This window comes from Flagellimonas amphidinii, from assembly GCF_013090115.1.
In the GTDB taxonomy this organism is placed as follows: domain Bacteria; phylum Bacteroidota; class Bacteroidia; order Flavobacteriales; family Flavobacteriaceae; genus Flagellimonas; species Flagellimonas amphidinii.
On the sequence record NZ_JABFNN010000039.1, the window covers coordinates 242,323 to 255,176 of the forward strand.

The window sequence follows — 12,854 nt, forward strand, 5'->3', positions numbered from 1 at the left end:
CATTAAAGTATGTCCAATGTTGGTTTAATTATAGAAGAAAGAAGTCGTGATATTGGCGACTTTATCGTGGGGCGTCTTATCCCATTTCGAAAGAAAAGAATGATAGGTCCATTTATTTTTATAGATCATATGGGGCCTACGCAATTAGGTCCATCCAACTATATGGATGTAGACCAACATCCCCATATTGGACTTTCCACCTTAACTTTTATGTTAGAAGGCGAAATCCTTCATCAAGACAGTATGGGTACTTCCCAAAACATTAAACCTGGATCTGTGAACTGGATGACGGCAGGAAAAGGAGTCACACATACAGAGCGTACTCCACAAGCATTACGGAACGGCACCACTTTTACAGCTCATGGTTATCAAATTTGGGTGGCCCTGCCCAAGGAATTGGAAGAAATGGAACCAGAATTCCATCATATAGATGGAGACAAACTTCCCCAATGGAAAGATGGAGAAACTGAGTTCACTTTGGTTGCTGGAGAGGGGTACAATAAAAAATCCCCTGTGCCCACATACTCCCCTCTTTTTATGGTAGAGGTAAAGAGCAGATCAACTTACAATCTCAATGTGAATGGAAAATTGAAGGGAGAAATTGGGATTTGTATTGTTGAAGGCGGTTTAAAGGCCTGTGATGAAAAAGTTGGAAAAGGCAATATATTAGTGTCCAAAGTAGAAGATACTTGCAATATAGAATTAGAGCCCGATACCCATCTTATATTATTTGGGGGAGAGCCACTCCCGGAAGAAAGACATATTTATTGGAACTTTGTATCTTCAAGCAAGGAAAAAATTGAAGAAGCCAAAAAAGCTTGGCAAAACAAAACCTTTCCTATGATGGAAAACGATAATACCTATGTGCCTCTACCAAATTAGGTTCTTGAAAAAAAACAGTACGTAGCATTAAATAACCTTCAATGTCCTTTATTCAAAAAAGATTATTTTTGACCCCTTTACTTTTTATATCATTTCTAATTTCTTGCGCTCCAGAAAAGCCCCGAAAAGAGGTGGAACTTTATAATACTTATTGTGCTAGTTGCCATATAGCACCAAAAATTGATGAACTCCCAAAAGATATTTGGAAAAATGCGGTCCTGCCCGATATGGCCTCAAGAATGGAAATTGAGGAAATGTATCAAGATACCAATGAAATAAAGTCAGGTTTTAGGCCAAAAATTAAATTGAAAGAATGGGTTCAAATTCAGAATTATGTAATTCAAATGGCCCCAGAAAAATTAGACTCCAACAAAATCCCCAAGTTGGAACCACTTACTTTATTCAAATCTAAAGAGATGGCTCTTGATGAACAGAATGGCGCCTTTATTACCTATTTAGGATTTGCAAAAAATAAAACAGAATTATTCTATGGGGACATTTCCGGAAAATTAAATTTATACAATTTCAAAGACAATAGCCAACAGAATATATTTTCAGGCAAAACCCCAATTACTTGGTACAGCATAAATGACAGTCTAGAAGTTTTTACAGAAGTTGGCATTCTAGACCCCTCAGAACTACAACGAGGAAAGTTAACAATGAAAAAAAAGGATACGTTCGCATTGCAAAACAATTTTTACAGACCCGTACATACCCTTTTAGAGGATTTAAATGGAAATAACAAGAAGGAGCTTGTGGTAAGTGAATTTGGTGATGAAACCGGTAGGTTGTCACTCTTGACCCAAACCGATTCCATGACCTATGATAAAACTGTTCTGATCAATCTCCCGGGATGCATTCGAACCCTTGCCAAGGATATGGATAAAGATGGAAAAACTGATTTGGTTACCATTACTTCCCAAGGAAATGAAAGTATTACCATTTTATACCAAACCCAAGATTTAAAATTTAGAGCAGAGAAAGTTTTGGAATTTAGCCCAGTTTATGGAACCAGTTGGTTTGAACTAGTGGATTATAATGGTGATGGTCTTGATGACATCATTACAGTGAATGGAGATAATGCCGATAAATCCTATGTACACAAACCGTATCATGGCATGCGCATCCATTTAAACAACGGTGACAATACTTTTACCGAATCATATTTTTATCCCTTGAATGGAGCCACTAGGGTAGTGGCCCGTGATTTTGATCAAGATGGTGATATGGATTTTGGATTAATCAGCACATTTCCAGATTATGAAAACGCGCCAGAGCTTTCATTTGTCTATTTGGAAAACAATGACGCAAAAAATTTTAAGTTTTCCACTCAAACATTAAAAGAACATAAAGCAGGACGCTGGTTTCTGATGGATACTTCTGATATTGACAATGATGGCGATGAAGACATTGTTCTGAGTGCTTTCAGCTATGTTTTTACACCAGTACCTGAAGCTTATTCAAAACAATGGTCTGAAAACAATGTAGATATTTTGGTATTGGAAAATAAATTGAAGTGAAAACAATTCTTGCTATATTGCTTTTAACGCATTTTAATTTGACAAGTTGCAGGGATAAAACACCACTTTCAAAACAAGATTCCCAGTATGTTTGGTATGGTTATGAAGTCACAGCATCAGCTTACAATTCCGTTGCATGGCAAACAGATAAAAGTTTCCCTAGCATTGCGGCATGGGGAGATACGTTAAAACCAGGCATGAAATGTATTGCAATTTCCAGGGATTTGATACAATTGGGATTGACCCATAATACTATGGTCAAAATAGATACTTTTCCCGATACTTTTTATGTAAAGGACAAAATGCACAGAAGATGGAAAAATAGAATTGATATTTATATGGGATTGGATGTAAAAAAAGCCAGATTATGGGGCAAAAAGAAATTACAAATCTGTTATGCCCTGCCCATTGACACCACCACAACTAAGTTTGATTAAATGAAGAAATTTTTGTTATGTGCCGCATTTGCATGCATTTTATGTTCTTGCTCCACCAAAAAACAAATTGTAGATGTCCCAATCCTGTTCAATGAGCAACGTATTGAACTCACCAAGGAATATTTACAACAACGATACAATCTAAATCAGGAAACTCCTGAAATTACACCCAAAATGATTGTCTTGCATTGGACGGTCATTCCAACATTAAAAAAATCTTTTGAAGCTTTTAATCCGCCAACACTTCCTAATTGGAGACCTGATATTAAAAATGTAAGCGGATTGAATGTTTCGGCCCATTTTTTGGTGGATCAAGATGGAACTATTTACCGACTGATGCCAGAAACGACGATGGCAAGACATGTAATAGGACTGAACCACTGTGCCATTGGGATTGAAAACGTAGGAGGTACAGAAGACAACCCTTTGACCAAAAAACAATTGAAGTCCAATATTTATTTGGTGAATTATTTGACTTCAAAATATGATATTGAATATCTGATTGGGCATCTGGAATACGCTTTGTTTGAGAATCATCCGCTGTGGTTGGAGGTGGACGATGGATATCGCACAGAAAAAACTGACCCCGGCATGGATTTTATGACCAAAGTGAGAAAAGCCACTAAAAAATTTAACTTTAAACCCGTTCCAACAAAATAATAAGATGTTACATAAATTTCTTTTATGCTGTTTTGCGCTAACAGCTTTTACTATACATGCGCAAGAAGACTTTACGTCCAATTTGTATGAAACTTATGCAAAATACAAGGAGTCTTCACTTAACAAAAGAAGAATCAAACACCATCAGATTCAACCTTTGATTCAGAAAATCAAGGAAAACCCAAAATTTGAAGTTCAAAAAGTAGGAGAATCCATTGAAGGCAGAGATTTGCATTTGATAAGCATAGGAACAGGAGAAACAGATGTTTTTCTATGGTCTCAAATGCATGGGGATGAACCCACAGCAACCATGGCCACTTTTGATATTCTTCATTTTTTGGATTCCCCAGATTTTAAGGCGGAAAAAGAGGAAATGTTATCCAAGTTAAAGTTACATTTTTTGCCCATGCTCAATCCAGATGGTGCCGAGGTTTATCAAAGAAGAAATGCATTGGGTATAGACATTAATAGGGACGCATTACGACTGCAATCTCCTGAAGGACGGGTCTTAAAAAGGATAAGGGACAGTCTTGATGCCGATTTTGGATTCAACTTGCACGATCAAAGTACTTATTACAATGCCGAGTTGACAGACAAACCAGCTACTATTTCTTACTTGGCCACTGCTTATAATTACGAAAAAGATATCAATGAAGTACGATCCAATGCTATGAAGGTGATTGTCTATATGAATTCAATCATTCAAAACTATGCTCCGGGACAAGTTGGACGCTATAGTGATGATTTTGAACCGCGTGCTTTTGGAGACAATATTGCCAAATGGGGCACCAGCCTTATTTTGATTGAATCTGGTGGTTATGCCAACGATGTGGAAAAACAAGAAATCAGAAAATTGAACTATGTTTCCATCTTGTCAGCATTGTATACCATTGCCAAAGGCACATACAAGGATATCCCAATTGATGATTATGAAAAAATCCCAAGAAACGACCGTAAGTTGTTCGATTTAAAGATTGAAAATGTGACTTATGAACTGCTGGGCAATGATTACATTTTGGATTTGGGTATTCAACGTCAAGAAATTGATTTGGAAGACCATGACCATTTTTACATCAAAAGTGTAATTGTAGATCAAGGTGATTTGTCCACTTACTATGGTTATGAAACTTTTGATGCATCAGGGTATAAAATAGTTCCACCTAAAATGTATCCAAGACCAATAAACACCAATAGCAGGGCATTCTGGAATCCAGAGGGAAGTCCTTTTAAATCAGGCTACGGGTATTTCAAATCAGATTTTTTGCCTCCTATTCCCTTCACTGAATTACCGGGGCATTTTGTTTCCGAATCTTCTAAAATCCCTAATTTCAGTCTTAAACCTGGCGTAAACCCTACTTTTTTCTTGGAAAAGGATGGAGTACTTACACATGCAGTAATCAATGGCTTTTTGTTGGATTTATCCAAAACCCTTGAAGAGCAAAAATTCGGCAATGCTTTGATTTATCGTTAATATCCAAATTGAATGTTTGTGTTAAATCCATTGATCATCAATGTGATGAACATGCCCATCAATACGCCTACGATAGATACAAAAAGGGAGATGACTAGGCTTTTATAGGCATTGGATAGGTGGCCTATGGCACTTTTCTGTATGATTTCTTTTATTACACCCATAACTTATGTTTTTGATGAAACTTGGTTTATAGCCCATTAAGGTGCAATTAGTTGTTGTCTGTGTAATATGAACAACCGTTGGTCTAAAAACCCTACTATTATTCAAAACACAAGTGCTAAAAACAACAGGGATTCCTTATCTTAAGATTTTAAATAAAACTTACCACATGAAACAAGTTCTTTTATTGCTTCTAGCAACATTTTCATTACAAATGGGTATTGCCCAAGAAAATTCCATCAGTTTATTCAATGGTAAAAATTTGGAGGGATGGATAAATCATGGAGAGGAAAAATGGTATGTAGAAAATGGGGAACTCATTTGTGAAAGCGGTCCCAAAGCACAATATGGTTATTTGTCCACAGCCCAAGATTACAAAAATTTTGAGCTCACTCTGGAATTTAAACAAGAAGCTGACGGTAACAGTGGTGTTTTCTTCAGATCTACATTTGAAGGAACAAAGGTGACCGGATGGCAGGTTGAAGTTGCTCCGCCAGCCAAACATACCGGAGGTATTTACGAATCTTATGGCCGTGGATGGTTAATTCAACCTGAGCCGGAAAAAGACAAGGCCTTAAAAATGGGGGAGTGGAACACCATGAAAATTAGAGTGTTTGGCCCTAGCGTTACAACTTGGCTCAATGGAGAGGAAATGATTCATCTGGAAGATGAAAAAATAGGTCAAGGTGAAGGTGCCATTGCACTACAAATCCATGACGGCGGTGGTATTAAAGTAAAATGGAGGAATATCACGTTAAGACCTTTAGAGGTTCAATAATACCCTAAAGGCTTAATCTAATACATTGTTGGCGTAACCACAAAACTTCGATATTCAATAGGGCCATGGTCTCCCTGAATCATAAAGGGGCCTGGCTCTCCTTCTTTACTGTCCAAAGCACCGCCAGTAATTCCTGGAATGGTTTGGTCATTAATAACGGTACGACCATTGGCAACTATGGTCACTCTTCTTCCTATTAAAGTGATGTCATAGGTCTGCCATTCTCCAGCCGCCTTAGCTGCATTTTCATTAGGTTCCAAAAAGCCATAAACCCCTCCTAGGTAAATATCCATTGGGTCTAAACCAACATTATCCGCTATTTGGACCTCATATCTACCTCGAAGATATATACCACTATTACTATGTTCGGGAAAACGAAATTCAACATGCAGTTTAAAATCTTCAAATTTTTGGTCAGAAATTAAATTGGAACCCGATTCAGGGCTGGTCAAAATTCCATCTTTAATCACCCATTGTTTTTTATCGCCTTCCATGTGCCATCCACTTAAATCTTTCCCATTGAACAAAGCAATAGGCTCTCCCCAAGACGGGTTTTCAGCATATTCCAATTTTGGAGCCCTGGAACCTTTCCATTGTACTTCAGAACCGTCGGTATAGATCATGGTTCCCTTTACTTCATTTCCAACCAATTCCCCATTAAAAATCATATCGCCACCTTCTGGCTCCCATTGTCTAGGAATACTAAAATTGAATTTATTCTCTTCCGAAGTTTTAATCTCTGCTATGGGTCGCGCACTACCAAAAGCAAATACAAATCGACCCGTTAATGTTGCATGCCCCGAATGTCTTATTTCCAGCCAAGAGGGAACGGTCTTCCCCATAAACTCCATTTCCAAGTCCCATCTGCCTTCCAGAGGGCTACTCTTTTGTGCAAGTAAACTTCCTGAAAAGAAAAAAAGAAAGGCACAACAGAAACTAACAATAGACTTTAGTGGAGAAATCATTACATACAGTTTTAGATGACGTCCAAGATAAGTTATATTTCCTAAAATTTCAGGCTGAAAGAGTGGCAAATTATTCGCATCCCCCAATAAATCCAGTTGCATTGAACTTGGTCTGGACAGCTCCTTGCAATCCGCCATCAGTCAATTGAATCACTAAATTGTTGTCTCCACTACCATCTCTTTTAGGTGTACAATACTCAAAAAGGTAAAAACTATTTGCCTGTTCAGAAACTCTTTGGGATATCTGGTTGAATGTAGTTTCCAATTCTTCCTTATTTCCAGCAAAAACACTTGCGGTTTTACCAATATTGGTCAACACTTCGGTGTCAATCTCGGCACCTAAACCAATAGTAAAAAAGGATATGTTTTTATCTGCATCGTTTACAGCCTTAAGGGCGGCTTCCTCAGAATAACGTGATGCCTGATCCGTTCCATCAGTAAAAAGGACAATGGAGGCCGCACCAATAGTGGAAGCTTGTTTATTGGCATTGATTAAATTTTCAGCAATATTAGTGGATTTGATTACCGCCCCATACAAATCTGTGGAGGGATCGTTACTAATATCTGCGGTTATTCCTTCAATGGAAGTTATTAATTCTGCGCTGGAAGATGTCAATGGATTGAGTTGGTGCAATTCATCCTCACCATCAAACCAATAAATGGCCATTTGAAAGGATTCTGATTCTGACTCTGGTGCTGGCATTACATTGTTTACAAAACTGCTGGCTGCAGATTTCAGTTCCGCCAAACTACCTTCAAGCACACTATTGCTCAAATCCAAAACCAATAAGGTATTATTATTGAAGACTTGCGAATTTGGGGAAATACGGGCTTGGGACTCTGAGGATGAAATCGTATTAAAGCAATCATCGTTCCGTCCCTGCTCATAAATAGTGAACTGATTGGCAGTTAACCCAGAAATAGGATTGCCCAAAAGGTCGGTCACTTTAAAAAGTATGGAAACTTTTCCTGGAAGTGCAGTAAACTCATCTTGGATGGACAGCAACAGTTCATTGTCATCAAAACCTAAACATTTATCCGGTTCTTCTCCTAGGCCTAATTCACTTTGGTTGATGTCAAAACTTACATCATCATCTGCATTTCCGCAGGAAACAATTAGCAATGTCAAAATGGTAATAACAACGTATTGAAGTACATTTTTCATTTTCTATTCAGTTTGAGGTTCTCCAAGGAAAACGCTCAACTTTATTGAAAATTATTTTTTATTCGGGTAAATAATCTAAAGAAAAGTTAAAAAAAGGTAGTGCTTGTTAAAAAAAACGCACTCCAAGTAAATTTTGGTAACTTCAACAAGAACTATCTAGTAATCAATTCAAAAAACTATGCCAACGTATCAAATTAAAATCAATGGAGCTTCCAAAACAGTTGATGTAGCGGAAGATACTCCAGTATTGTGGGTGCTACGAGATCATTTAGACCTTGTAGGCACCAAATATGGATGTGGAATAGGTCAATGTGGAGCCTGTACCATTCATGTAGATGGAACTGCCATGCGAAGCTGTTCGCTTACCTTGGCTCAAATCGAAGGAAAATCAATCACTACAATTGAAGGTCTTTCCGAAGATGGAACGCATCCCGTTCAAGAAGCCTGGAAAGAAGTGGATGTTCCACAATGTGGTTACTGCCAAGCAGGACAAATCATGACAGCTTCAGCGTTTTTGGAAAATAATCCAAATCCCTCCGAGGAAGACATTAAGAATGCCATGCATGGCAACATCTGTCGTTGTGCATCCTACACCCGTATCAAAAAAGCAGTGCAAGTTGCTGCGGACAATATGGGTTGATTGCAAGATTACCTTTCCTTATATACCTAAAAACAAAAAGATGTCAACAAATAACAATAACAATCTAAGTAGAAGAGCCTTTATGCGCAATACTTCCTTGGCAGGAGGAGGTTTGGTGATTGGCTTTAACCTTTTCCAGGCGTGCAAACCTAAAGTCATTGCCGAGCCTGCCATTGATTTAGCAAGTTTGGACTATAATGATTTTAATGCCTTTATCAAGATTGCGGACAACGGTGCGGTCACCATTTTCTCTCCAAATCCGGAAGTAGGCCAGGGAGTTAAGACCTCCATGCCTATGATCATTGCTGAAGAATTGGACGTAGCATGGAAAGATGTATACGTTGAGCAAGGTGTTTTAGATACCGAGAACTATACAAGACAAGTAGCTGGAGGAAGCCAATCCATCAGATTCGGGTGGGACGCCCTACGTCAGACAGGAGCAGCGGCCAAACAAATGTTGATCAGCGCAGCTGCAGCCAAATGGGGCGTTGATCCCTCCGAGTGCACCGTAAGTGAGGGGGTCATATCCAATGCAGCCGGAGAAACTTTGGGATATGGAGACGTAGTGAAAGAAGCAGCCCTTTTGGAAGTCCCTGATATTGAGCAACTCAAGCTAAAATCGCCCAAGGATTACAAAATCATGGGCAAAGATGCTTCCAATGTTGATATTAGCAAGATAGTGACTGGAAAACCACTCTTCGGAATGGATTACAAAACAGAAGGAATGCTCTATGCCTCGGTACTGAGACCCCCAAGTTTTGGTCAGACCTTGGTTTCCTATGATGACTCCAAGGCCAAAACCATGCCCGGTGTGGTTGACATCATAAAAATTGGTGAGAAGCTTAGAGGTCTTTTAGAAAAAGATGCAGGATTTGGCAGTAAAATCTCTTCTAGCGACAAGGTTGTGGTTCTAGCAAAATCCACATGGCAAGCCATGAAAGCAAAAGAAGCCATTACAGCAGAATGGAAAGATGGTGAGAAAATGGAAAGCACAGATGATCATGACAAGATATTGACAGATCTTTTAGATAATGGTAAATTCGAGACTCGACGCTCAGATGGGAACATAAAAACAGCATTTGCAGCAGCCGATGAGATTTTGGAACGTACTTACGAGTCGCCTTTCTTGCCGCATAGTTGTATGGAGCCCATGAATTTCTATGCCAATGTGACAGATGCAAAAGTTCATTTGGTAGGACCAATTCAAACACCGGAATGGAAAGCGGGACTAGTATCCCAAATGTTAGATCGCCCACAAGAGGAAATTCTAATGGAAATGACTCGAATAGGAGGTGGTTTTGGAAGAAGACTTTACGGAGACTTTGTTTTGGAAGCCGCAGAAATATCCGATACCATCAGAAAACCTGTGAAAGTAGTATACAGCAGGGAAGATGATATGGAAGCCGGGGTGTACCGAATGGCCATTAAATATCGTATTAAAGCCGGTATAAAAGACGGAAAAGTAACGGCCTATCACCTTAAGGAAGCTGCCATTAATGATAATATGTATGGATTGATTCCCAATTTCTTCCCAGCAGGTGCCATTGAAAACTATCAAGTGGATTCAGTTGCCTATGACAGTAATATTACCACTGGAGCTTGGCGCGCACCATACACCAACTTTTTGGCCTATGCCGAACAAAGTTTCTTTGACGAGTTGGCGGAATTGATGGAGGTGGACAAAATCCAGATGCGCTTGGATTTATTGGACAAGGTAAAACCAGAGGAAGATGAACGTATCCAATATTCCCCAGAACGGATGAAAGAGGTCATCCATATGGCTGTTGAAAAATCAGGTTGGGGTACCAAACCCAGCAATGTGTATCAAGGTTTTGTCAATTACTACTGCCACAATTCCCATGTTGCTGAAGTTGCCGATGTTGAAATTGAAAATGGAGAGCCTGTGGTAAAGAAGATCACTTGCGTGGTAGATTGTGGTATTGTGGTCAATCCTCTTGGTGCCCTTAACCAAATTGAAGGAGGCGTTCTTGATGGTGTTGGACATTCCATGTACGGTGAAATGAATTTTAAAGATGGTAAGCCTTTGGCAACTAATTTTGATCAATATCGATTGATTCGTATGAGAGAGGCACCAGAAGTAGTCACCTATTTTGTAGAGAACGAATATTCCCCAACTGGATTGGGCGAACCCACCTTGCCACCTGCAGGCGGGGCAATAGCCAATGCCTTCAAAGCCGCAACGGGCAATAGACTCTATAAGCAACCTTTCACCAAAAACCCAGAATTATTAAAAATGCCGGAAAAGGAAATTATAGGATAATTATATGACGATACTCTTATTTGGAATAACCAAGGACATCGTGGGATCCCCCACGTTGTCCGTTCCAACATCTAATATTTCAGGAAAAAAAGTCCCAAATACCGTTAAAGAACTAAAAGCCTATTTGGGCAAAACCTATCCTGAACTCAATAAATTAACATCTCTAGCGGTTGCAGTAAACAATTCTTATGCGGAAGATGATGCAACTATCAATGCTTATGACGAAATTGCACTGATTCCTCCCGTAAGTGGCGGGTAAAACCTTAAAGTGAAACATCTCTTATGTTGATCGATAATCACGGAAGACAAATCAACTATTTGCGACTGGCGGTAACGGACCGATGCAATCTCAGGTGCAATTATTGTATGCCCGCCGAAGGAATCAACTTTGTCAACAACGACAAATTACTGTCTATCCCAGAACTTATTCAGGTCAGTCGAATTTTAGTTTCACAGGGTATCGACAAGATTCGCATAACAGGTGGTGAACCATTTGTTCGGAAGGATTTAATGGTTTTGCTTCGTGAGTTGAGCCAAATGAATGAACTCAAAGACATTTCCGTGACCACCAATGCCACATTAATTGGCCCTCATATTGATGAACTCAAAGAACTGGGCATCAAAAACGTGAATGTAAGCTTGGATTCCATCAATAGGGAAACTTTTGAACGCATTACTCGCAGGAAACAATTCGATACAGTTCACAATAACCTGATCAGGTTGATTACGGAAGGATTCAATGTGCGGATCAACTTTATCGTATTGGACGGACAGAATGAACAAGATATCATTCCCATTCTCGAATTGATGAAACATTATAATGTCTCTGTTCGGTTTTTGGAAGAAATGCCCTTTAATGGCGGCTCCAAAAAATTCAACACCATTAAATGGAATTACAAGGCCATCTTGGAACATATTGCAACTACATATCCTAAATTTCAGCAATTGGAATCTCCAAAGACATCAACATCCATCAACTATAAAATTGATGGACACCAAAGTACTTTTGGAATCATTCCTTCGTTCAGCAGAACCTTTTGTGGAAGTTGCAACCGACTTCGGATAACAGCCACCGGGGATGTGATTACTTGTCTCTATGGAAAACCCAAAGCAAATCTCAGGGATATTGTAAGGCAAGAAAAAAGTGAAGAAAATATCAAAAAAACAATCCTTGGTGTGATCGGCACCAGGGCCAAGACCGGGTTTGAAGCACAAAATGAACACAGTCAAACGGTTTTTGGCAATTCAATGACCTCTATTGGAGGATAATAATTCAACAAAACTTAATTTGGAAGTATGCAAGAGAATAATATTCCAAAATTGTATGGATTGGTATTGGCAGGAGGGAAGAGTACCCGTATGGGCTCAGATAAAGGTTTGCTGACCTATCACGGAGTTCCCCAACAAGAATACCTATACCAACTTTTAGATGGGCTTTGCGATGTTGTTTTCCTTAGTGTTCGCGAAGAACAAAAAGTAACAATTCCAGAGCACTACAAAACAATTGATGACAGGAATGAGTATCGCGGCCCCTTTAACGGGATATTGAGTGCTCATGCTGAGTTTCCTGATGTAGCTTGGCTGGTCCTAGCTTGTGATTTGCCCTTATTGGACCAAAAAACACTGACCCAGATGGTAAGTGAAAGAAATCCAACAAAACTGGCTACATCATTTGCAACCCAAGAAACAAAACTACCAGAACCTTTGGTTACTATTTGGGAACCTGAAGGTTTAAAATCAGCTATTGTACATTTAAAATCAACAGAAAGTAGCTGCCCCCGCAAATTTTTGATCAATTCTGATATTGCATTGATCTTTCCAGAACAGGATGAAGTCCTCTACAATGCCAATTCCGTTGGTGATTACGAATATGCAAAATCAAAAATTGCGTAG

At 39.1% G+C, this 12,854-nt stretch carries 14 protein-coding genes; 11 read left to right on the forward strand and 3 right to left on the reverse strand.

Translation table 11 applies throughout. The features are described from left to right. Positions 1–9: 9 nt before the first annotated feature. The 5 genes from HJC33_RS12980 to HJC33_RS13000 all read left to right on the forward strand — a co-directional run bounded on the left by HJC33_RS12980 (position 10) and on the right by HJC33_RS13000 (position 4,970). Complete coding sequence (locus HJC33_RS12980) at positions 10–882, forward strand: pirin family protein (protein ID WP_171659249.1); 873 nt, start codon at positions 10–12, stop codon at positions 880–882. 68 nt (positions 883–950) lie between these two features. Beyond that, the gene (locus tag HJC33_RS12985) at positions 951–2,402 is read left to right on the forward strand and encodes an FG-GAP repeat domain-containing protein (RefSeq protein ID WP_171659250.1); all 1,452 of its coding nucleotides are present in this window, start codon (positions 951–953) and stop codon (positions 2,400–2,402) included. Continuing rightward, positions 2,399–2,839: a 3D domain-containing protein gene (locus HJC33_RS12990; RefSeq protein ID WP_272620393.1), complete on the forward strand. Its 441-nt coding sequence runs from the start codon at positions 2,399–2,401 to the stop codon at positions 2,837–2,839. Before HJC33_RS12985 ends, HJC33_RS12990 begins: the two co-directional genes overlap by 4 nt. Next, positions 2,840–3,499, forward strand: coding sequence for a peptidoglycan recognition protein family protein (locus HJC33_RS12995; protein ID WP_171659251.1), 660 nt, complete (start codon positions 2,840–2,842; stop codon positions 3,497–3,499). 4 nt (positions 3,500–3,503) lie between these two features. Then, the gene (locus HJC33_RS13000; protein WP_171659252.1) at positions 3,504–4,970 is read left to right on the forward strand and encodes a M14 family zinc carboxypeptidase; all 1,467 of its coding nucleotides are present in this window, start codon (positions 3,504–3,506) and stop codon (positions 4,968–4,970) included. Here HJC33_RS13000 and HJC33_RS13005 read toward each other — a convergent pair. Continuing rightward, positions 4,967–5,134 carry a hypothetical protein gene (locus tag HJC33_RS13005; protein ID WP_171659253.1) on the reverse strand — a complete coding sequence of 56 codons (168 nt, stop codon included), beginning with the start codon at positions 5,132–5,134 and terminating at the stop codon, positions 4,967–4,969. The genes HJC33_RS13000 and HJC33_RS13005 overlap by 4 nt on opposite strands. A 167-nt stretch (positions 5,135–5,301) precedes the next feature. Here HJC33_RS13005 and HJC33_RS13010 point away from each other — a divergent pair, with 167 nt between their 5' ends. Next, positions 5,302–5,910: a 3-keto-disaccharide hydrolase gene (locus HJC33_RS13010; protein WP_171659254.1), complete on the forward strand. Its 609-nt coding sequence runs from the start codon at positions 5,302–5,304 to the stop codon at positions 5,908–5,910. 17 nt (positions 5,911–5,927) lie between these two features. On the opposite strand, the gene HJC33_RS13015 is transcribed toward HJC33_RS13010, so the two are convergent. Together HJC33_RS13015 and HJC33_RS13020 are read right to left on the reverse strand one after the other, a co-directional pair. Beyond that, positions 5,928–6,875, reverse strand: a complete 948-nt coding sequence (locus HJC33_RS13015) for a 3-keto-disaccharide hydrolase (RefSeq protein WP_171659255.1) — start codon at positions 6,873–6,875, stop codon at positions 5,928–5,930. A gap of 70 nt (positions 6,876–6,945) precedes the next feature. Continuing rightward, positions 6,946–8,040 (reverse strand): vWA domain-containing protein, encoded by a 1,095-nt coding sequence (locus HJC33_RS13020; protein WP_171659256.1) that lies wholly within the window; start codon positions 8,038–8,040, stop codon positions 6,946–6,948. 178 nt (positions 8,041–8,218) lie between these two features. On the opposite strand from HJC33_RS13020, the gene HJC33_RS13025 reads away from it, so the two are divergent. From HJC33_RS13025 to HJC33_RS13045, 5 genes are read left to right on the forward strand one after another with little or no spacing between them, the layout of a single operon-like run. Then, positions 8,219–8,680: a (2Fe-2S)-binding protein gene (locus HJC33_RS13025; protein ID WP_171659257.1), complete on the forward strand. Its 462-nt coding sequence runs from the start codon at positions 8,219–8,221 to the stop codon at positions 8,678–8,680. A gap of 40 nt (positions 8,681–8,720) precedes the next feature. Next, the gene (locus HJC33_RS13030; protein WP_171659258.1) at positions 8,721–10,961 is read left to right on the forward strand and encodes a xanthine dehydrogenase family protein molybdopterin-binding subunit; all 2,241 of its coding nucleotides are present in this window, start codon (positions 8,721–8,723) and stop codon (positions 10,959–10,961) included. Positions 10,962–10,965: 4 nt separating this feature from the next. Further along, on the forward strand, positions 10,966–11,220 hold the full coding sequence (locus HJC33_RS13035; RefSeq protein WP_171659259.1) for a MoaD/ThiS family protein: 255 nt from the start codon (positions 10,966–10,968) through the stop codon (positions 11,218–11,220). Positions 11,221–11,243: 23 nt separating this feature from the next. Continuing rightward, a complete protein-coding gene (gene moaA / locus HJC33_RS13040) occupies positions 11,244–12,230 on the forward strand; it encodes a GTP 3',8-cyclase MoaA (protein ID WP_171659260.1) in 987 nt (328 codons plus the stop codon). Between the two features lie 27 nt (positions 12,231–12,257). Continuing rightward, a complete protein-coding gene (locus tag HJC33_RS13045; protein WP_171659261.1) occupies positions 12,258–12,854 on the forward strand; it encodes an NTP transferase domain-containing protein in 597 nt (198 codons plus the stop codon).